The sequence below is a fragment of the Streptomyces sp. 3330 genome, from assembly GCF_031456635.1.
In the GTDB taxonomy this organism is placed as follows: Bacteria; Actinomycetota; Actinomycetes; order Streptomycetales; family Streptomycetaceae; genus Streptomyces.
The window spans coordinates 452,684-473,834 of record NZ_JAVDVA010000002.1 but is presented as its reverse complement, the minus strand read 5'-3'; the positions used below and the strand labels follow the sequence as shown (position 1 = coordinate 473,834).

The 21,151-nt window shown below is 70.9% G+C and carries 18 protein-coding genes; 11 read left to right on the top strand and 7 right to left on the bottom strand.

All coding sequences use genetic code 11. The features are described 5' to 3' along the window. Positions 1–99: 99 nt before the first annotated feature. A complete protein-coding gene (locus J2X68_RS05550) occupies positions 100–882 on the bottom strand; it encodes an IclR family transcriptional regulator (protein WP_310431296.1) in 783 nt (260 codons plus the stop codon). 160 nt (positions 883–1,042) lie between these two features. Between J2X68_RS05550 and J2X68_RS05545 the strand changes: the two genes are divergently transcribed. Together J2X68_RS05545 and J2X68_RS05540 are read left to right on the top strand one after the other, a co-directional pair. Next, complete coding sequence (locus tag J2X68_RS05545) at positions 1,043–1,753, top strand: CoA transferase subunit A (RefSeq protein WP_310431367.1); 711 nt, start codon at positions 1,043–1,045, stop codon at positions 1,751–1,753. A 9-nt stretch (positions 1,754–1,762) separates the two neighbouring features. After that, on the top strand, positions 1,763–2,410 hold the full coding sequence (locus J2X68_RS05540; RefSeq protein ID WP_310431295.1) for a 3-oxoacid CoA-transferase subunit B: 648 nt from the start codon (positions 1,763–1,765) through the stop codon (positions 2,408–2,410). A 235-nt stretch (positions 2,411–2,645) separates the two neighbouring features. Here J2X68_RS05540 and J2X68_RS05535 read toward each other — a convergent pair whose 3' ends face one another. The 4 genes from J2X68_RS05535 to J2X68_RS05520 all read right to left on the bottom strand — a co-directional run bounded on the left by J2X68_RS05535 (position 2,646) and on the right by J2X68_RS05520 (position 6,165). After that, entirely contained in the window at positions 2,646–3,494 is an 849-nt protein-coding gene (locus J2X68_RS05535; RefSeq protein WP_310431294.1) for a class II fructose-bisphosphate aldolase, read from the bottom strand. Positions 3,495–3,594: 100 nt separating this feature from the next. Further along, a complete protein-coding gene (locus J2X68_RS05530) occupies positions 3,595–3,930 on the bottom strand; it encodes a hypothetical protein (RefSeq protein WP_310431293.1) in 336 nt (111 codons plus the stop codon). A 14-nt stretch (positions 3,931–3,944) separates the two neighbouring features. Then, positions 3,945–4,955, bottom strand: coding sequence for a BadF/BadG/BcrA/BcrD ATPase family protein (locus tag J2X68_RS05525; RefSeq protein ID WP_310431292.1), 1,011 nt, complete (start codon positions 4,953–4,955; stop codon positions 3,945–3,947). Positions 4,956–4,989: 34 nt separating this feature from the next. After that, a complete protein-coding gene (locus J2X68_RS05520; protein ID WP_310431291.1) occupies positions 4,990–6,165 on the bottom strand; it encodes an SIS domain-containing protein in 1,176 nt (391 codons plus the stop codon). Positions 6,166–6,447: 282 nt separating this feature from the next. Between J2X68_RS05520 and J2X68_RS05515 the strand changes: the two genes are divergently transcribed. The 9 genes from J2X68_RS05515 to J2X68_RS05475 all read left to right on the top strand — a co-directional run bounded on the left by J2X68_RS05515 (position 6,448) and on the right by J2X68_RS05475 (position 17,039). After that, complete coding sequence (locus J2X68_RS05515) at positions 6,448–7,236, top strand: GntR family transcriptional regulator (protein WP_310431290.1); 789 nt, start codon at positions 6,448–6,450, stop codon at positions 7,234–7,236. A gap of 535 nt (positions 7,237–7,771) precedes the next feature. Continuing rightward, the gene (locus tag J2X68_RS05510; protein ID WP_310431289.1) at positions 7,772–8,587 is read left to right on the top strand and encodes an endo alpha-1,4 polygalactosaminidase; all 816 of its coding nucleotides are present in this window, start codon (positions 7,772–7,774) and stop codon (positions 8,585–8,587) included. A gap of 513 nt (positions 8,588–9,100) precedes the next feature. Beyond that, positions 9,101–10,429 (top strand): ABC transporter substrate-binding protein, encoded by a 1,329-nt coding sequence (locus J2X68_RS05505; RefSeq protein ID WP_310431288.1) that lies wholly within the window; start codon positions 9,101–9,103, stop codon positions 10,427–10,429. 12 nt (positions 10,430–10,441) lie between these two features. Then, entirely contained in the window at positions 10,442–11,380 is a 939-nt protein-coding gene (locus J2X68_RS05500; RefSeq protein ID WP_310431287.1) for a sugar ABC transporter permease, read from the top strand. Continuing rightward, entirely contained in the window at positions 11,377–12,267 is an 891-nt protein-coding gene (locus J2X68_RS05495; protein WP_310431286.1) for a carbohydrate ABC transporter permease, read from the top strand. The genes J2X68_RS05500 and J2X68_RS05495 overlap by 4 nt, the downstream gene beginning before the upstream one ends. 270 nt (positions 12,268–12,537) lie before the next feature. Continuing rightward, complete coding sequence (locus J2X68_RS05490; protein ID WP_310431285.1) at positions 12,538–13,848, top strand: alpha-glucosidase/alpha-galactosidase; 1,311 nt, start codon at positions 12,538–12,540, stop codon at positions 13,846–13,848. A gap of 139 nt (positions 13,849–13,987) precedes the next feature. Then, positions 13,988–14,401 (top strand): MarR family transcriptional regulator, encoded by a 414-nt coding sequence (locus tag J2X68_RS05485; protein WP_310431284.1) that lies wholly within the window; start codon positions 13,988–13,990, stop codon positions 14,399–14,401. Between the two features lie 96 nt (positions 14,402–14,497). Then, positions 14,498–15,376 carry a hypothetical protein gene (locus J2X68_RS05480; protein ID WP_310431283.1) on the top strand — a complete coding sequence of 293 codons (879 nt, stop codon included), beginning with the start codon at positions 14,498–14,500 and terminating at the stop codon, positions 15,374–15,376. 292 nt (positions 15,377–15,668) lie between these two features. Beyond that, on the top strand, positions 15,669–17,039 hold the full coding sequence (locus tag J2X68_RS05475) for a pyridoxal-dependent decarboxylase (RefSeq protein WP_310431282.1): 1,371 nt from the start codon (positions 15,669–15,671) through the stop codon (positions 17,037–17,039). A gap of 173 nt (positions 17,040–17,212) precedes the next feature. Here J2X68_RS05475 and J2X68_RS05470 read toward each other — a convergent pair whose 3' ends face one another. Together J2X68_RS05470 and J2X68_RS05465 are read right to left on the bottom strand one after the other, a co-directional pair. Further along, complete coding sequence (locus J2X68_RS05470) at positions 17,213–18,334, bottom strand: PQQ-binding-like beta-propeller repeat protein (protein ID WP_310431281.1); 1,122 nt, start codon at positions 18,332–18,334, stop codon at positions 17,213–17,215. A 257-nt stretch (positions 18,335–18,591) separates the two neighbouring features. Continuing rightward, on the bottom strand, positions 18,592–21,138 hold the full coding sequence (locus tag J2X68_RS05465) for a hypothetical protein (RefSeq protein ID WP_310431280.1): 2,547 nt from the start codon (positions 21,136–21,138) through the stop codon (positions 18,592–18,594). Between the last annotated feature and the right edge of the window lie 13 nt (positions 21,139–21,151).

The window sequence follows — 21,151 nt, the reverse complement described above, 5'->3', positions numbered from 1 at the left end:
CCCTGAGAGCCCGGGCGGATCGGCCACGGCGACCGCGGAAGGTTTCGTGGTTCGCCGTGCTCCGACCGGGTCGGGGCATGGCTCGCAGGCGTACAGCGGTCACCGGCGGACGGACATCCCGGAGGTGAGGGTGCGGCTGAGCGCGTGCGCTTCGCGCAGCAACAGCGCGCCGAGTTCGGTTCTGCGCTCGGGGCGGAACCTGGTCTCCACCCCGGTCAGTGTCAGTGCCCAGGCCGGCTGTCCGGCGCGGTCGAACACGGTCGCCGCCATACCCCAGCTGCCCTCCACGACGAGTCCGGGGTTCACGGCGTAGCCGTCGGTCCGTGTCTGCGCGATGCGCTCGCGTACCACGTCCGGCGCGTGTGCCTGGCCCCACTGGCCGACCAGGTCCCGGCGTTCCAGGTAGCCGTCGATCTCGGCGTCGTCGAGGAACGACAGCACGGCCAGGCCCGCCGAAACGACACCCAGCGGAAACCGTGCGCCCTCGTACAGCACGAAGGACCGGATCGGGAAGTCCCCGTCCTCTCGCAGCAGACACACTGTCTCGTCACCCCTGCGCGCGGAGAAGAACGCGCTCTCCCCCGTGGCGACCGCGAGCCGGTGCACGCTCTCGCGTGCGTGATGGGTGACGTCGTAGCGCAGACCGGCCGCCTCGCCGAGCAGGTACAGCTCGGGTCCGAGGAACCAGCGGCCGCTGCGCTGATCGCGGTCGACGAACCCTTCGTCGGCCAGTGAGACGAGCAGCCGATGCACGGTCGGTCTCGGCAGGCCTGCCGCCCTGGCCAACTCCGCGGTGCCGGCTCCGGCCTCGTTGACCATCGACAGGGAGCGCAGTACCGCGCCGACTCTGCCGACGAGGTGAGCTGCCGTGGGTGGGGTCATGACATCAGCGTACGTTCACTCAGTGGACGCGGTCACTGACCGGAGCTCGCCACCCGATCACTTTCTCCCCCTGAACGTCCCGCTCCTTGCGTTGTCAGGCAAGCCCCCGTTTGACTCGTGGCGCTCGGACAATGAACGGACTGCACGTGAGGTGGATGAGTTGTCAAAGATTCGCGCGACTGCGGAAGCCGCTTTGGCAGATGTGCTGGCTGACGGCATCACGATCGCTGTCGGTGGATTCGGTCTCTGCGGCATCCCGAACGATCTCATCGAGGCAGTGCGTGACAGCGGTGTCACCGGCTTGACGATCGTGTCCAACAACATGGGCGTCGACGGCAAGGGGCTCGGCCTCCTGCTGGAAAACCGCCAGGTCACGAAGGTGATCGCATCCTACGTAGGCGAGAACAAGCTGTTTGCCGGGCAGTACCTGGACAAGCTTCTCGACGTGGAGTTCTCTCCGCAGGGCACCCTCGCCGAGCGCATGCGGGCCGGCGGGGCGGGGATAGCGGCCTTCTACACGCGAACCGGCGTGGGAACGCCCGTCGCCGAAGGCAAGCCCCATGCCGAGTTCGACGGTCACGTGCACGTGCAGGAGCGCGCCGTTGTCGCCGACCTCGCGCTCGTGCACGCGCACACCGCTGACCAGGCAGGCAACCTCACCTACCGGGCCACCGCGCGCAACTTCAACCCCCTCGTCGCCACGTGCGGCCGGGTGACGATCGCCGAGACCGAGCACCTCACCGAGCAGTTCATCGATCCGGAATCGGTCGCGACGCCCGGCGTCTACGTCGACCACCTGGTGGTCGCACGCGAGCGGATCAAGGACATCGAAAAGCGCACGGTCCGCCCCCGCGTGACCGTCGGAGCCTAGGAGCGCCCCGTGGCCTGGACACGTGACGAGATGGCGGCGCTCGCAGCCGCCGAACTCAACGACGGAGACTATGTGAACCTGGGGATCGGGATTCCGACCCTCGTGGCCAACCACATCCCCGAAGGCATGCAGGTCACCCTTCAGAGCGAGAACGGCATCCTCGGTCTCGGCCCGTTCCCCTGGGAGGGTGAGGAGGACGCTGACGTCATCAACGCAGGTAAGCAGACCGTCACGGTCAACCCCGGTGCGAGCTACTTCGATTCCGCGGCGTCCTTCGGCATGATCCGCGGCGGACACATCGACATCGCCATCCTCGGTGCCCTACAGGTGACCGCGAGGGGCGACCTGGCGAACTGGACCATCCCCGGGGCACTCGTCAAAGGTATGGGCGGCGCGATGGACCTCGTGGTCGGGGCCCGCCGGATCGTGGTGCTCACCGATCACGTCGCCAAGGACGGCAGTCTGAAGATCGTCGACGACTGCGCCCTTCCTCTGACCGGCGCCGGCGTGGTCGACCGGATCATCACCGACCTCGCGGTCATCGACGTGACTGCGGACGGCCTGCGGCTCATGGCCCTCGCTCCGGGTGTCACCGAGGAAGAGGCGCGGGCGAAGACCGGCGCCCCGTTGGAGGTGTCCCTCACGGCAGGACCTTAGGAGGTCTCCGGAGACGGTCCTGCCGATGCAGGGCTCTGCCAGGGGCACTCCGTCTGTGCTGTCACCCGCCGTCAGTGGAGCCTGGCATCGGCGGAGTCACCTGATCAAGGCCATGCAACCCCGGGAAAGCCTGTCCGATGTCGGAGCGGCCGCTGCCCGGCGGATCGGCCGGCCCGAAACGGTTCAGCCTCGCACCGGCGCCGGATCAGCGAACGGCACGCGGTGTGCCGTGAGGTCAGGCCGCCAGCACGGTCAGGAAGTCTCGCACGGTCGTCGCGACGGCGTCGCGGGCCGGGCCGAGGTACTTGCGCGGGTCCGTCAGCACCGGGTCCCTGGACAGCACGTCGCGCACCGTGCGGGTCAGTGAGACGTTGAGCGCCGTCCCGATATTGATCTTGATCATGCCTGCCAGGACCGCGGCGTGGAGTTCCTCGCCGGGAACCCCGGACGACCCGTGCAACACCAGGGGGACGGGAACGGCTTCCCTGAGACGTGCGATGAGCGCGTGGTCCAGGGCCGCGGTCCGTTCGGTCATGGCATGGCTGCTGCCCACCGCGACCGCCAAGGCGTCCACCCGCGTACGCGCCACGAAGTCGACGGCTTCCGCCGGGTCCGTGCGCACGCCGTCGGCGTGCGCGCTCGCGGGAGAGTCAGGCTTGCCGCCGACGTATCCCAGCTCGGCCTCGATCCAGAGGCCTGCTTCATGTGCCCAGTCCGCCGCCGCCGCGGTCGCGGCGAGGTTGTCGGCGTAGGTCAGTGCCCCGGCGTCGAACATCACCGAGGAGAAGCCCGCGTCGGCCGCTTGGTACAGCAACTCGACGTCGGTGACATGGTCCAGATGCAGGGCGACGTCGACCGCCGCCGTCCGCGCTATCGATGACGCTGCCAGCGCGAGGGGGGCGAGCCGTCCGCCGTGGTACCGCACCGCGTTCTCGCTGATCTGCAGGATCACCGGCCGGCCGACGGACTCGGCACCCATCACGATGCCTACCGCGTGCTCCAGGGTGATGACGTTGAAGGCGGTGACGCAACTACGCCGGGTGGCGGCCCGGGTGACAAGGTCTCCGGTGGGGACCATGGGCATGGACGTACTCCTCGAACGGGGAGGTGTGAGTGGCGAGTCGGCGTGCCGGTCCATCGGCGAGGCCTGAGCGGGGCAGGTGCGCACCGTCGGCGGCGGGGGCTCACGGTCCGACCGGCGACGGCTCCGGACGCTCGGGGCGCTCTTCGCGCTCCTCGTCCGCGTAGAGCGTCGACGTCGATCCGCCGAGGGTGAGGACGATGCCCACCGTCGGGCCTGTGGTCGGCACTGTCTGATGGACCACCAGCGACAGCACGATCGTGAGGACGGGCGCCAGGGCATCGGTGACTGGTGCGACGACACCGTCCTTGCCGCGGCTGAGCGCCATGACGAGGGACGGCGCGCCCACGGAGTTGATGCCCTGTGCGCCGCCGGTGAGCGCGGGGGCCTGCCAGGGGGCGCCGGGCAGTCCGCCCATCATGCGGACCGCGACGGGCACGGGGAGCAGGCTTTTCACGCATCGCCGTCACCGCTCTCCACGGGGGTGACGTCCGCGCTGGAGCGCAGGGCGCTCATCGCTGCGGCGCCGAGCGGGCGGCCGGCGAGCTTGGCCGCGTAGATCGCGGCGCCCACCACCGGTTCGAACAGGGGTCGCCGCAGCTCGTATCCGGCCGCTCCGGCCCGGAGCGCGGCGGCGAACGCGTCGAGCACGCGGGCCGAGCGGAAGACGCCGCCGGAGTAGGAGACGGGGACCGTTTCATCGGGGGTGAAGCCCAGCCCGCGTCGGGCGCTGTCCACGAGCAGGGCCAGTTCCCTGCCGGCCTCGGCGAGGACGGCGTCGGCCTCTGTGTCGCCCGCCCGGGCCGCCTCGACCACCAGGGGGGTCAGTGCGGCGATCTCGCTGCGGTGCCCCTGCCAGCGGTTGAGTACGACGTCGATCACCTCGAGGTCCGAGGTCAGTTTCAGGTGCCGGCGCAGCAGTTGCGCGAGTGGGCCTTCGGACAGCCGGCCGTCGCTCATCCGGGAGAAGATGTTGAGCGCCCGGGCGGCGATCCAGTACGCCGAGCCCTCGTCGCTGAAGAGTTCGCTCCAGCCGCCGGTGCGCACGCCGCGCCCCTGGCGTTCGCCGTAGGCCATCGAGCCGGTGCCGCTGATGACGTTGATGCCGTCGGCCGCTCCCAGCGAACCGGCCCAGCCGCAGATCATGTCGTTGTCGCTCGCGTAGCGCTGGTGCCCCAGCACCCGCGCGGGAGCGGCGTCCAGGGCGTCGACGTCACCCGGGACCTCTCCGTAGCCGGGCAGGCCCAGGAACGCATGGTGGATGTCCGCGGGCGTGATGCCCGCGGTCCTGGTCACGGCCTCGATCCCCCGTGCGAGGATCCGCGTCACGTGGTCGACGCCGCCGGTGGCGTGGTCCGCGAAGTAGTAGACGCCTTCGCCGAGGGCTCGGGCCCGGACGGTGCCCGAGCTGTCGATCAGACAGAAAGCTGTCTTCGTGCCTCCGCCGTCTACACCCAGAAACATCGTTGTTCCTCCGCTCGGCATGTTCCGGACGCTGCTACGGGACGTCGTGGGGTCGCTCGGGCAGCGGGTGCACGGTCACTCCCCGCACCACGCGGTTCACCTCTCCCGAGGGGAACGGGTTGTCGGGCCGGATGCCCCGGGCCAGGGAGGAACGCAGTGCGAGGAGTTGTGCGACGACCACGGCGGGCAGGGCGAGGGTGGCGTCGTCGGCGGCGGCGAGTCCGGGCAGCAGCCAGGTGCCGTCCTCGGGCAGTCCGTCGGGGGACGCGGCGACGGCCACGACGTCGGCGGGCGCGTGGCCGGCGCGTAGTTCGGCGATGATGTCGAGGTCGTAGCGGCGTGTGTAGGGGTCGTTGGAGACGTACACGACCACGGCCGTGCGGTCGTTCAGCACCGATTTGGGGCCGTGGCGGAAGCCGAGCGAGGTCTCCGAGGACGCGACGAGCGCTCCCCCGGTCAGTTCCAGCATCTTCAGCGCGGACTCCTGGGCCAGCCCCTTCAACGCGCTGCTGCTGCCGAGGTAGACCAGCCGTTCGGGTCGGCGGGCCAGCAGGGTGTCGATGGCCGGGTCCAGGCCCCCTGCCGTGAGGTGCTCGGCCGCCGCGGCCGGTGCCTCGATGTCGCCGTCCGGGTGGAGCGCGCCGAAAGCGAGCAGGGACGCCAGCAGCATGCCGGTGAAGCTCGACGTCATGGCGAAGCCCTGGTCGTCGGCCGCGGCCGGCATGAGCAGGACATAGGACGCGGTGTTCTCCTCGTGTGCCCGGGCCAGGTGTCCGGCGCTGTTGCAGGTGATGACGAGGTGGTGCACACGGGTCAGGATCTGCTCGGCGAGGCGGGTGGCCGCGACGCTCTCCGGACTGTCCCCCGAACGCGCGAACGACACGAGCAGTGTGGGAGCGTCGCCGGGGAAGGACGCGCGGGGATCCGCGACGATGTCGGTGGTGGAGACCGCCTCCACTCGGAGTCCGGTGGCCCGTGCGAGCGCCGTCCGGACGACCTCCCCCGCGAACGCCGACGTACCTGCTCCGGTCAGGACGATCCGCAGATCCTTCCGGGCGAGCAGAGGTGCGAGAAACGCGTCCAGGCGCTCGCGTGCGGCGGCGACGATCGCACCGACCTCACGCCACACGGCGGGCTGCTGGATGATCTCCGCGACCGTGTGGTCGGCCCCGCCGCCCTGGGACCTCGCGAAGTGGGTGGAGATGGTCACACGTCCTCCTTGTCTTGGGCACGGCACGCACGGTCGTGGGCACGGCACGCACGGTCGGGGCCGCGCAGGACATCTCCGATCCGGTCGACGAGCAGGTCCCGGGGACCTCGTGGTCAGGACGCCGGTCCGGACCGTGCGCGCCGAGATGGCCGAAGAGCGCGGGCACACCGGCACTCGACGTCTCCGGGTCCGCCTCCGGGATGCTATTGGTACGCCTTCCGGCCGTCAATGGTCTTGCTTTGGTATGCAACTGGTCTTATCCGAAACTGGTATACATCTGGTATGCCATCGGACAACGCTCTTCCCCAGGGCCTGCTCGGCGCCGACTCGCTGCCGCTGTACTCCCAGGTCGCCGCCCGCCTGCTGAACGACATCGCCGCCGACGGCGCGCGACCCGGGGACCGTCTGCCGTCCGAACGCTCACTGGCCGTCCGGTACGGCGTCTCGCGCGTCACGCTGCGCAGCGCGCTCAACGAACTGGCCGAACGCGACGTCATCGAGTCCTCGCCGGCCCGGGGATGGTTCCTCGCCCGGGGCTACGAGCGCGTGGTCCCCGATTCCCGGCAGTCGCCGGCTCCCGCGGGCGGCCGGTCCGTGCGGGGCTTCGCCGACTACGCCGCACAGCACGGTTTCCGCCTCCAGGACAAGGTGCTGGAATCCCGGGTCCGAGCAGCCACGGTGCAGGAGTCCGAGCACCTGCGCATCGGCCCCGGGGCGGCACTCTTCGAGATGCGCCGACTGCGCTTCCTGGACGGCATCGTCGTCGTCCTGGAGCACAACCGACTGCCCCTCGGGCTGTGTCCGCAGTTGGCGGAAACCGACTTCACCACGGAGACGCTCTTCGCCACCCTGCGCCGCGCGGACCCGCCCCAGCTGCCCAAGGTCGCCGACTACTCCGTGGAAGCCCGGCATCCGACCGAAGAGGAGAGCCGCCTCCTGGAGATCACTGACGCGACGCCCGTCCTGGTCGCCACCCAACTCGCCTTCAACCAGAACGCCCAGCCCCTGGAACTCACCGCCGCGGTGTACCGCGGTGACAGGTACCACTTCCGCGCCTCGATCACCGGGTGAACCCCCGCTCCCGCGGACGGGCTCGCTTCCCCGGCGGCGCCGTCCGGGTGCGTCCACCCCGCGGCCTACGGGAGGTCTCCTCTCCTTCCACCGGGCCGGAACCTGCCCGCCGGAACCTGGGAACCCGTGAGCCGGGCTGGTGGCGGGCGAAGCAGTCGGCCGGGTGAGGGGCGGACGCGGGGAACGACACGCCGCGTCATCACGGCCCGACCGTGGACGGAGCAGTTCGCCGAGCCATCCCACGGGCCCCCTCCAGCCGTGCGAGGCGATCCGCGCGACACCGAGAACGCCTGCCGGGATCCGTCTCCTCCCCGCGAGATCGCCGACCCGCCTCGCACCGACGGCCGCTCGTCGTCGCGTTGACATTCAGCCGAACGGTCGCTTTACTCCCGGACAACGCCGGAGCCAGGCTCCGTGCCCAGAGGTACGCCCAGCCGGTATGCAGGCCCCCGCGCCGCGAGTCCGGACCGAGTCGCCAGGACCGCGTCCACGCGTCCGAGGCGGGGACGTACCCCCTCCCTCTGGAGTTCACTCCATGAGCCATCTCGATACCGCCTCGCGGAAAATCACCGGCGTGGCCGTCGCCGCGGCGGCCCTCACCGGCGCCCTGCTCGCGCAGGCGACCTCGACGCAGGCCGCGGCCGTGGCCCTCCCGCCCGCGCACGCCGGCTTCGACTACCAGATCGGCGGGGCCTACACCCCTCCGGCCGGCGTGAAGGTCGTCACCCGTGACCACACCGCCTCCCCCGCGGCGGGCCTGTACAACATCTGCTACGTCAACGCCTTTCAGGCACAGCCGGGGGCCGAGGGCGAATGGGCCTCGGATCTGCTGCTGCGTGACTCCTCGGGCAACGTCGTCTACGACGAGGACTGGGGCGAGGCCCTCCTCGACATCAGCACCACCGCCAAGCGCCTGCGGATCGCCGACCGGATCGGAGCCCGGATCGACGGCTGCCGGGACAAGGGCTTCCAAGCCGTGGAACCCGACAACTACGACAGCTACACCCGCTCCGGGAATCGTCTGACGGCGAACAACGCACAGGCGTTCATCAAGCTGCTCTCCACCCGCGCCCACGCGGACGGGCTGGCCATCGCCCAGAAGAACACCTCGGAACTGGCCGGCACCCGCACCGCCAACGGCCTCGACTTCGCCGTGGCCGAGGAGTGCGGCCAGTACGACGAATGCGGCGACTACACCAGGGCGTTCGGCAACAACGTGATCGTGATCGAGTACACCGACTCGGGCCGGACGAAAGCCTGCAGAGGGTGGGGCGGCACGCTCAGCATCGTCCAGCGCGACGTCGACGTCTCACCGGCGGGGAGCGGCGGATACATGCGCAAGACCTGTTAGCGCACCGCGCCCGAAAGGGAGTCGGCCCACAGCGGCCCGCGAGCCGTCGCGGGCCGACTGCCCTTGCGCGATCGTGCAGGTTTCGCCGGTGTCTCGCGCGGATCCGAACAGTGCGGCCTCTTGACGGCGGCCCGGTACCGTCGTTTAACTCCTGGCCATCGCCGCAGTCGCGGTACTCGGCAGCAGAGGTACGCCCAGCCGGTAGCTGACCACGCATCAGGAGTCCGGACCGAGTCGCCAGGACCGCGTCGGCGTCCGAGGCGGGGACGTGCCCACCACGTTGTGGAGCTCGGACATGATCCGTATCCGCATGACTCCCGGCGGACGGCCCGCCATGACGCCCCCTCCTGGACGTCCTTCCCGTGCCGTACGGCCCGCCCGGCACTGAGCGGCTCACAGACCGCCGGGCCCGCCCTGGCTTCGCCGCGGTGGACGCGCCGTGACACGCACACCGTTCGCGTCCTCGCAGCGACACGAAGACAACGTGTCCCCGAGCTCCCACCGGAGGTATCCATGCATGCGCTCCCCCGCAGCGCGCGGCCCGCACGCCGCGACGCGCTGCGCGTCGGCGCGGGACTGGCGACCGCCGCGGCCGCGGGCCTGACAGCCTCGGGCTGCGCGGCAGGCAGCGGCGACGGCGTCAGCGCCGACGGCACCGTGACCATCGAGATGTGGCACGGCCAGACCGACACCGGCAAGAAGGCCCTTGAATCCCTGATCGCCTCCTTCATGCGCAGCCATCCCCGCATCCGGGTCGAGCTGGGCGGCGGGGTGCTCGCCGACGCGATGCTGCAGAAGGTGACGGCCGCCCTCGCCGCCGGCTCCTACCCGGACATCGCGTACATCTTCGGCTCCGACCTGGCGAGCGTCGCCCGCAGTCCTCAGGTCGTCGATCTGACCGACATGGTCGGAGACTCCGTCACTCCCTGGACGAACTACTGGGCGCCGGCGCGCCGAGCGGTCACCGTCAACGGCCAGGTGCGCGCCGCGCCGGCGCTGCTGGACTCGCTCGCGGTGGTCTGCAACAAGCAGCTCTTCCGGCAGGCCGGCCTGCCGCTTCCCGAGCCGGGCTGGCGCTGGGACGACTTCGTCGCCACGGCCAAGGCGCTCACCGACGCGGACGGCGGCCGCTTCGGTACCGGCTGGCCCGGCGTCGGCGACGAGGACACCGTCTGGCGCGTCTGGCCGATGATCTGGGACCTCGGCGGGGACGTCATCGACGAGGACGGCAAGCACATCGGATTCGGCGACAGCGGGACCCGGGCCCTGGAGGTGGTGGCCGCACTGGCCCGGAACGAGAGCGTCTACGTCGACTCCAAGCCGGGCAGCGAGCAGATGTACCAGGTCTTCATGTCCGGCCGGATGGGCATGGCCGTCACCGGCCCCTGGCAGCTGCCCGACATCCGGCAGGCGAAGATCGACTACTACGTCGTCCCCCTGCCCAGCTTCTCCGGCCGGCCGATGACCATCAGCGGCCCCGACACCTGGACGGTGTTCGACAACGGCGCCGCCCGCAAGCAGGCCGCCAAAACCTTCGTGAGCTGGCTCATGCAGCCCGCGCAGGACGTGCGCTGGGACATCGACGCGGGCAGCCTGCCGCTCAGCCGCCGGACCCGCGACCTGCCCGCCTGGCGGCACGAGGAGAGCGGCACCGAGGGCCTGGGCGAGTTCACCAAGACCCTCGACTCGGCCCGCGTACGCCCTGTGCACGCCGCCTATCCGCAGATCTCGCAGGCCCTCGGACAAGCCGTTGTCGCCGTGCTGCTGGGACGGAGCAGTCCCGCCCGGGCCCTGCGCGCCTGCGCCGCCGACGCCAACGCCGCACTGCTCATTCCGCGCTGAGGAGATTTCGTCGTGTCCCGAGTGCCCACCCCGATCACCGTGTCCCGGCCCCCGGACAACCGGCGTGCCCTGCGCCGCAGACGAGCCGGTGAGGCGGCCACAGCCTGGACGTTCGTCTCCCCCGCCGTCCTGATCATCCTCGGACTCAGCGTGGTGCCCATCATCTGGTCGCTGCTGCTGTCCTTCCAGGCCGACGACCTCGTCACACCGAGCCGTTGGGTGGGCCTGGACAACTACCGCGCCCTCGCCGAGGACACGCACTTCAGCCAGGCGCTGCGCAACACCGCGCTCTACACCGCGCTGTACGTGCCTGCGAGCATGGCGGTGGGGCTGCTGCTCGCCCTCGCCCTGCACCGGCGCATCCGCTTCGTCGGGCTGTACCGCACCCTGTTCTTCGTGCCCTTCGTGGTCTCCGCGACCGCGCAGGGCGTGCTGTTCTCGTTCATCCTGGACCCGGAGTTCGGCGCGGCCAACGCCGTACTGCACCACCTCGGCATCCCGTCGCAGGGCTTCCTCAACGATCCGTCACAAGCGCTGCCCGTGCTGGTCGCTGTCAGCCTGTGGAGCGGTACGGGCTTCTGCCTGGTCATCTACCTGGCGGCCCTGCAGGACGTGCCGGCCTCGCTGATCGAGGCAGCCCGCCTGGACGGCGCCGACCGGATCCGGATCCTGCGCCACATCACCCTGCCCGCGCTCAGGCCCGTCACCGTCTTCCTGCTGCTGTGGCAGACCATCCAGTCCCTCCAGGCGTTCGACCTCGTCTACGTCACCACCAAGGGCGGCCCCCTCGGCTCCACCACGGTGATCGTCTACTTCATCTGGGAGCAGGCCTTCAAGAACGCCACCGCCGGATACGGGGCCGCCTCGGCCTATGTGCTGGCCGTGGGCCTGGGCCTGATCGGCCTGGTACTCCAGCTCGTCCGCCGCCGACTCCGGGGAGCCGCCGTATGACCACCGTCTCCGCCCCACCCGACGCCGTACAGGCGGCCTCGTCCTCCGGAACCGGCACCCGACGACGGCGCCCGAGGCTGCCGTTCAGCCCCTGGCACCTGCTGCTGGCACCGATGGCCCTGCTCTTCGCGGTACCACTGATCTGGCTGGCGCTCAGCTCGGTGATGAGCAACGCGGAGATCAACCGTTTCCCGCCGTCGTTGTGGCCTTCCCATCTGGACCTGGGCGGCTACCGGTATGTCCTGGGCAACGCGATGTTCCCCCGGTGGTTCACCAACTCGTTGCTCGTCAGCCTGGTCACGGTGACCGCGAACCTCGTGCTCGGCACCCTCGGCGGCTACGCGTTCGCCCGGATGCGGTTCGCCGGTTCCGGGCCGCTCCTGGGCCTGATGCTGGCCACGATGGCGATCCCGTTCCAGCTGACGATGATCCCCACGTTCCTGGTGATGAAGCAGCTCGGCCTCATCGACAGCCTCGGCGCGCTGATCGTGCCGTCGCTGGTCACGCCCTTCTCGGTGTTCCTCCTGCGGCAGTTCTTCCTCTCGCTGCCCCGCGAGCTGGAGGAGGCCGCATGGATCGACGGCTGTTCACGGCTGCGCGTGCTGTGGCGGATCGTTCTGCCACTGTCCCGTCCTGCCCTCAGCACGGTCGCCGTCCTGACGTTCCTGAGCACCTGGAACGACCTGACCTGGCCCCTGATCGCGATCAACCACGACACCCAGTACACACTCCAGCTCGGCCTGACGACCTTCCAGGGACAGCATCACACCCAGTGGGCCGCTGTGATGGCCGGGAACGTCATCACCGTGCTGCCGGTCCTGCTCGCCTTCCTCGGTGCGCAGAAGGCGTTCATCCAGTCCATCACCTCCACCGGCCTCAAGGGCTGACCCCGGTCACCACCTCGATGCACCACCCAGTCACGAACCCGAATGCCGGCCCGGCGGTGACCGTCGTGCCGGTCGGCCCGGTGGGCGCCGGAGGAAACCCGACGCAGGTTCCAACGCCGCCCTGCTCGACGGGGTGCCCCCGCCGGACACTCCGCGCATCGCCACGGTCCGCGGCGATTCCCTGTCCCCGTGCACTCCCGGCCGCACCCTCGCACAGCCCGACGCGGGACGAAGTCGCACCCGCCCTCCCGAGACCGAGGAAACCCCGGAATGACCACACCCAAGATCGTTTTCATCGGCGCCGGCAGTGTCGTCTTCACACAGGGCCTGCTGGCCGACCTCCTCGCGTTCGGTGAACTGAAGTCCGCGCACGTCGCGTTGCACGACATCGACACCGAACGCCTCGCCACCGCCCACGCAGCCGCCGTCCGTATCGCCGACGTCCTCGGAGCCGCTCCCACGGTCACCGCGCACACCGATCGCCGCGAAGCCCTCGCGGACGCGGACTTCGTCATCAACATCGTGCAGATCGGCATGGGTCCGGCCACCCGCACCGACTTCGAGGTGCCGGCCCGTCACGGGGTACGCCAGACCATCGGCGACACCCTCGGCATCGGCGGCATCTTCCGCGCCCTGCGCACCTTCCCGTTCCTGAAGGAGTTGGGGCGGGACATCACCGAGGTCTGCCCACAGGCCTGGCTGCTGAACTACACCAACCCCATGGCCATGAACGTCCAGTACCTGACACAGGCCACCGGCCTGACCCGGGTGGTGGGCCTGTGCCACTCCGTGTACTGGACGCTGCGCGACCTCGCCGAACTGGTCAAGGTCCCCTACGAGGAGATCAGTTACCACGCGGCAGGCGTCAACCACCAGGCCTGGGTGCTGCGCTTCGAGCACCAGGGACGCAGCCTCTACCCGAGGCTGGACGAACTGATCGCCTCCGACGGACAGTTGCGCCGCAGGGTCCGCGTCGACATGTACCGAAGGCTCGGCTACTACCCGACCGAGACCAGCGAGCACTCCTCCGAGTACGTTCCCTGGTACCTGCACCACGACAGTGAGATCGAGCGGCTGCGGCTGCCGATCGGCGAGTACCTCAAGATCGTCGACGAGAACGTGGACGCCTACGAGAAGACCCGTGACGCGCTCACCGCCGGGGCGCCGATCGCCGTCGAGGGCACCATGGAGTACGCACCCCAGGTCATCCACAGCACCGTCACCGGTACCCCGCGCACGGTCTACGGCAACGTGCCCAATCAGGGGCTGATCGACAACCTGCCCGCGCACGGCGTCGTCGAGGTGCCGTGCCTGGTGGACTCGCTCGGCGTCCAGCCCACGCGCGTGGGCTCCCTGCCGCCCCAGCTGGCGGCACTCAATCGCACCTACCTGAGCGCGAACGACCTCGTGGTGCGGGCCGCCGTCGAGGACGAACCGCGGCACATCAGGCATGCGGCGATGACCGACCCCGCCACGGCCGCGGCCCTGCCCGTCGAGGACATCTGGCGCCTGTGCGACGACATGGTGACCGCCCACGGCGACCTCCTCCAGCCGGGACTGCGCACCCGCCTGGGCTCATGAGCGTCCCGCGCCGCTGAGCAAACGCTGTGCGCGCCGCGGGGTCGCCGGCCCGGACGACGGGGAAGGTCATCGGGGAAGGAGATGGCCGTGGCGACCCTGCCTCAACATGTTTATATAAGAACGTTGATAACGTGACACCATGAAGACCGACCTGGAAGCCCTCGGGCACGCGATCAAGCGCGCGCAGTACCGGAATCACCGCGCCGCCGATGCGGCCCTCCACGAGATCGGCATCAGCCTCGTGCAGTGGGACGCCCTGCGCGCCATCGACCGCATGCCCGGCGCCTCCGGCCATGAACTCGCCGTCGCGACGTTCCAGAGCGACCAGTCCTTCGGCACCCTGGCGAACCGGCTCGTCGCTCGTGGACTCATCACTCGGTCCGCAGGTCGCGGGCGCCGCTTCGCACACACCCTCACCGAGTCGGGGCGCTCCGCGCTCGAGTCCGGCCAGCAACTGATGGCCGGTGCGCTGCAGGAGCTCTTCGCGCCACTGGACGAGGCCCAACGCCTGGCACTACTGCGCACGCTCCTGCTCCTCACCGAGGACGCCTGACGCGTTCATGGAGCCCTGGCGCGCCCCGGACCGCGGTACGCATGTGGGCGGGGCGTCGTGGCCGGTCCACCGTGGGGCGGCGTAGGGTCCGGGCCTGTGCGTCGCTCCTCCTCGCCCGACTGGGCCCGCCTCCACCATGCCCACGGCTCCGCGGAGGACGTCCCCGGCCAGCTGGCCGCGTTGTCCAGCACCGATCCTGCGGTTCGCGGTGCGGCCGTGTCGGCGCTGAGCGGGAACGTCCACCACCAGGGCACCCGGTGGCCGGCGAGCGCTCATGTGGTGGCTCCCCTCGTCGCGCTCGCGGACTGTCCCGCGACACCTGATCGGGCGACAGTCGTGCACCTGCTGCATGCTGTCGCCCTCGGCGGTCTGCGCGACGACGTCCTGCCCTTCGACCCCGTGCGCGCCTTCGCCGGGGCCGACCGGGTCCAGCCGTCGGACGAGGCCGCGGTGCTCCGCGTGCTGTTCGAGGACGAGGACCCGGACCCTGATTCCATCGCCGACGTCGCCGATGGCGTGGCCCTGCGCTGGGCCGCCGACGCCTACCGCGCGGCCGAGCGCCACGCGCCCTCGTTCCTGACCTGGCTGCGGGATCCCGAGCCTGCCCTGGCCGGCCGTGCGGCCGCGCTGCTGACCTGGTTCCCCGAGGTCCCCGGACTTGCCACCGCACTGGCCGCCGTGGGATTCGACAGGGACGCCGCCCGGGCGTCGGGGAATCTCGCCCTGGCGTTTCTCCCCGGCCCTCCCGGCTCCGACGAGGTCGCGGCACTGACCGCATGTCTGGCCGCCACGGACGAGGCGGTGCGGGTGACCGCCGCAGTCGCGCTGGCCCGCCGACAAGCGACGGCCCTGCCGGAGGAGGCACTGACCGTCCTGGTCCACGCAGACGCCGACGAGGTGGCCGGGGCCCTACCGGGTTGGGACCGCTCCCTACGGGGCCACGTCGCGCTCGCGCTGCGGCGCCTCGGCCTATGAGCCTGCCCCGCGGCAACCGGCGAGCGGACGGATGAGATCACCGCGCCTCGGCTGCGGATCGAAAAGCGGGATGCGCGCCGCCGTGAGGAGGTGTGCCGACCTCTGGGCTTCGGGCCTCCGCGCGCGGCCCTCAGCCGCGCGTGACATGCACTCGCCGCTCCCGTTGCCCACAGCACCGGCGGCCTCGCGCTCGTCGCTCGGCAGCGTGCGATGGCACCCCGCCGGCCACGCCACCCGTACATCACGCGGGTACGGCTTGCACGCCGGCGGGGGCTGTCTCATAGTCCGGAGTATGGACGCGCGCGAAAGGGCGCTCCGACAGGCGCACGGCCACGCCGTACGCTGGCTGGCGAGCCTCTCCGAACGCCCGATTCCGGCTCGCGCATCGGTCGAGGAGATCATGCGCGCGCTCGGACCCGACCTGCCCGACGAACCCAGCGCCCCCGCCGACGTCGTCGACCTCCTGGCCACGGCCTGCGAACCCGGACTCACCGCGTTTCCCAGCGGCCGCTTCTACGGATTCGTGGTCGGCGGCGCCGAACCAGCCGCCCTCGCCTCGGACTGGCTGACCAGTGCCTGGGACCAGAACTGCGTCATGCGCGCCGTCTCACCCGCGTACGCGGCGGCCGAAGAGATCGCCGGCGCGTGGCTGCTCGAACTGCTCGGCCTGCCGGGCGACAGCGCGGTCGGCTTCACCACGGGCGCCACGATGGCCAACTTCACCTGCCTCGCCGCCGCACGCGACGCCGTGATGCGGCGCGCCGGATGGAACGTCGCCCGGAACGGACTCACCGCAGGACCGGCTGTGCACGTCGTCGCCGGTCAAGACCGCCACATGGCCATCGACCTGGCGCTGCGCTACCTGGGTCTCGGGCAACCCGACCTCGTCGCAGCGGACGCGCAGGGACGCATCGAACCCGACGCCCTGCGGCGCACCCTCGGAGCCCGTGGACCGGCCGGCCCGACGATCGTGATCCTCCAGGCCGGCGACATCCATTCCGGTGCCTTCGACCCCTTCGTCGAGACCATTCGCGCCGCCCGCGAGGCAGACGCGTGGATCCACGTCGACGGCGCCTTCGGACTGTGGGCCGCCGCCTCCACCGGCCACGCGCACTTGACGACGGGCTGCGCGGCGGCCGACTCCTGGGCGACGGACGCCCACAAGACTCTCAACGTCCCCTATGACTGCGGCCTCGCCGTCGTACGCGATCCGTCCGCGCTCCGGGCGGCGATGGCCCTGCACAGCGACTACCTCATCCACGACCATCAGGGCGACCCCACCGACAAGGTCCCCGAACTCTCGCGCCGCGGACGCGCCTTCACCGTGTGGGCCGCGCTGCGCTCCCTCGGCCGATCAGGCGTCGCCGACCTCATGGACCGGCTGTGCCGCCACGCCTCTTCCTTCTCCGAGGGCATCGCCCGGATCGACGGCGCCACGGTCCTCAACGATGTCGTCTTCACCCAGGTCTGCGCCGCGTTCGGCGACGACGAACGCACCGACCGGGTCCTCGCCCGGCTCCTCGACGACGGCACAGCATGGATCAGCGGCTCCACCTGGCACGGCCGACGTGTCATGCGCATCTCGGTGAGCAATTGGTCGACGACCGACTCCGACGTGACCCGCACACTCGACGCGATCCGCCGCGCCGCCAGTGCTCACTGACCTCCCCCCGCCCCACTCGCTCCCAGCCGCTCCGGCGGCCCCACTCGTCTGTCGCCGGTGCGGTGAGGCGGGTGCGGACGTCGGGGCGGCACCCGCCCCGACGTCCGCACGCGCCACGCGGCCGGGCTCAGCTCACGGTGACCCTGCATGAGGACCCCGGCAAGCGCGCCGCCCTATTCCCCGCCGAAGGCGATCAGGGTGCCTTCGGCTCCGGGCACGAAGAGCCGGGCCTTGGACGTGGCGATGCCGGGGACGACGACACCGCGCCAGTCGTCCTCGGCGACGATGTTCGACATGGGCGGCGGCGTGGGGTAACGGCGGTAGGACCACGCGACGACCCCGGTCTTCTGATCGAGCACGACCAGGCGTCCGTCGGCGTCCTCCACGTACACGTAGCCGTTGGCCACCAGACGCACGGTGGCCGCGTTCACGGAACTGGTGTAGGTCCAGGCGGCCTTGTACGTGCTGGTGCTGAGCGCCCTGACCTTGCCGTGGTGGGCGACGTACACGCGGCCCGGGCCGAAGACCGGAGTGGCGTCCGCGGGCAGCTTCCGCACGGCCGCTCCGGTCTTCTGGTCGTAGGCGGTGACCGTCTCGTCGTCGCTGTCGCTGCTGCGCATCCAGGCGGCGCCGGCGCCCAGCACGACGGGGTTGCCGTAGGCCCCCGAGACGTCGGGAACCTCGAAGCGGTGCAGTTCGGCGCCGGTCTTGAGGTCGAGGTGGTGCCAGGCGACGCCGTCGAAGCCGATCCACACGCCGGAGGCGTCGACGACGGTCGGGGCCCAGGAGTACTCCGAGAGGGGGGCCGTCCACACCTGGGCGCCGGTGTCGGCGCGCAGCGCCAGCGCCGTGCCGCGGCCGTCCTGGAGGTAGAGCAGGCCGTCGTACCAGACGGGCGGGTACCGCATGGAGGCCGAGTCGAGGGTCACCGACCACTTCTGCTGTCCCGTGGCCGGGTCCCAAGCGGCGATCGTGCCGCGCAACGTCTGCGTGTAGAGCAGGCCGCCCCCGTACGACACCCCGGCCTGGGGCTCGTTCTGCTCCAGGGAGACGGCCGGCCACAGGTCCTCGCCGGTGGCGGCCCGGACGCCCACGAGCATCATGCGCGGGCCGCCCTCGGTGCCGTCGTCCGCATTGACGACGGCATACACCTTGTCGCCCACCGCGACGGGCGCCGACACGACAGTCCCGAAGTCCCGGGACCACAGCTCCTTGTACGGCGGGGCCGCCGTGGCCCCCGCGACGAAGCTGTCGGCCCGGCTGTCGGCACGGTAGCCGAGCGTCGCGTCCGTCAACTCGGCCGCGGTAGCGGTCCGCCCCGGCACCGGCGACGCCGCCTGCGGCGAACCGGTGAACGTCAACAGCGTGACGGCGGCGGCGCAGACGACGCCAAGTCTCCTACCTGAACCGCGTGTTGTTGCCTTCACGAGAGATACCCCCTGGTCGGAAGTCACCCGGTCAGGATGACCACGACCCACTACCCCCACGGGAACGGCACATGCGTTCAGAACAGCTCGGCGTCGTCCCGGCGGCTCCGGCCCGGTCACGCTCTTCAGGTGCGCACGACGAAGTAGAGCCAGCCTCCCCACGTGCTCACGTGGCTGAGGTCCTTCGTGGAGCGCTCGTACTCGGAACGGACGCGGAACTTCTGGTTGAGCGCGTTGGTGAGGCTGAGCTGGGCCTTCGCGCTGCTCGTCGACGACAGGGCGTAGCAGCCCGACGTGGTGATCGTGTGCCAGGCGGAGCTGTAGTACCGCTGGACCTGGAAGCGCTCGCACTGGCCGGCCTTGCCGGGTGTGACGGTCGCGGTCACCGTGGGTTTCACCGTCTTGTGGAAGACCCGGTAGGTGGTCCCGCTGTACGTGGTGCTCGTGTAGTAGCCGCTGAGCGCCGTCGCGATCTTCACATAGCCGTTGACGGCGCGGGTGGCCGTCGCGGGGGCGTAGCGGTAGTCGCCCGCGAAGGACGCGGTGAAGGTGGTGTTGCGGGTGACCTTGTAGGTGGTCCTCAGGTTGCCGTTGGCGTCCACGGCGCCCGTCGTGACCAGGGTCTTCGCGCCGCCGTAGGGCGTGGCGTAGATCGACACCGTGCGGCCGTTGTACGTGGTGCCCAGGTGCGCGGTGACGGTGGCCGTCGCGCCGTACGCGTACGAGGGCGCGCTGCCGGCGACGGTCAGGGCGGTCGCCGCGCGGGACACCTGGACGGTGGCGACCGCGGTGGCCGCCTTGTGGGAGGCGTCCCCCGGGTAGGTGACCGTGTAGGTGTTGGCGCCGCCGATGTCGGGGGTGTCCTTCACCGTGATGGTGCCGTCGGCGGCCACCGGCGTGGTCCAGGCCACCGGGGTGCTGTGGGCGGCGTCCTTGCGGGAGACGGTGACCGTCCGGCCCGCGGCGTAAGGGCCGTCACCGAGCTTGCCGCCGAAGGACAGGGCCGACCCTCGGACGGCGGTCGCCGGGGCGCTCAGCGTCAGCGCCGGGGCGTACGGGGCGACCATGATGCCCATGCCGCTCTCGGACGGCTGATGGGTGGCGTCCCCGGCGTACGTGAACAGGTAGGTGAACGAGCCGGCGGCGCCCGGGGCGTCGGTGACGGTGAACCGGAGGGTGGCCGGGTCCACGGGCACGGATCCCAGCGGCACGCTCTGCTGGGTGCTCTCGTCGCGCCGGGCCACCTGGACGGTGGTCCCCTGCGGGAAGGTGCCCAGGCCGAGCTGGGCCATGAGGCGTCCGCTGAGGACGACCGAGCCGGGGTTCGCCGAGGTGATGTCGGTGCCCACGACATCGGTCGGCAGCTTCGCCACGTGCACGAGCAGTGAGGCCGTCGCGGGGCGGTGGGTGGCGTCACCGGCGTACGCCACCTGGTAGGTGTATGCGCCCTCGTCCTGCCGCAGGTCGGTGAACGTGAACGTGCCGTCCGCGCCGAGTGTGGTGTCGGGCAGGGCGGTGCCGTCGCGGGAGACCTTCAGCGCGGCGCCGGCCGGAAGGAGGCCGCGGGTGCTCAGGGAACCACTGACCGTGTACCGCTGGGTCGGCACCGCGTACTGCGGGTGCTGCAGGGCGAGTTCACTGTCCGTCAGCTTCGGGGCGCCCAGCACGTTCAGGCTGTAGGCGCCCGAGGAGTTCTTGGTGACGGCGTAGAGGGTCGTGCCGTCGGCGCCCCACTCCAGGCCGTCCGGGGCGACCGTGCCGGACGGCAGGGTGAGGTGGTTCTCGGCGAGGGCGTTCGTGCCGGCGTAGAGGTAGACGCCGGAAGCGCCGGCGACGGCGACCGTGCCGTCGGTGTCGACGGCCACAGAGCCGGGCGCGGAACCGGAGCCGCCGGTGAAGTACACGGCGGGGTCCGCGGCCGCGAGGTCCGTGCTGCGGTACGCCCGCAGGGCGAGCTGCTGCGGGGCGGCCAGCAGCACCCGCGTGCCGTCGCCGGTGACCGCGAGCCCGGTCGCCGTGCCGCCGAGGACGAGGGTGTCCGCCTTGACCGACGCCGTTCCCGAAGCGACGCCGAAGGTCGCGACGTGGCTGAGGTTGCCCTGCGGCTCCTCGGCCGCGAGCACGTCGCCGCCCGTGGCGAGCAGGGGTGCGGTCGTCCACTGCGACAGGGCAGGCTGCGGTATCGCTGCCGGTGCGGGCGCGGACGGGTCGACCGAGCCGATGCCGCCCTTGCCGTCGGCCGTGTAGCCGTACCAGACGCGGCCGCCCGCCACCGCGACGGAGACGGGAGAGCTGCCCGCGCCGGTGGACCAGCGGGCGGTCTCGGTGAGCGTCGCCGTGTCGATCGCGGCGATCGCGCTGCCGTCCGCCAGCGCCGCGTACAGGGTGCCGCCGTCGGGCGACAGCGCCAGACCGGTGGCGCCCTGCTCCCCCGCGACGGTGGTGATCGGGGCGCCGGACAGGTCGGTCACCACGATGCCGGTCGAGCCGGCGCCCTGGCTGACGAAGACGTGCTGGTGAGCGGGGTCGACCACCAGGTGTCCGTAACCGGACAGCGGCAGCGCGACCGTGCCGTCGGGGGACACCGCGGAGCCGGCCAGTCCGACGGTGGCGGTGGTCAGGCCGGCCACGACCGTGAGGGTCGCGACCAGGGAGACCTGTTTGAGGCGCATGAGGCTCCTGTGA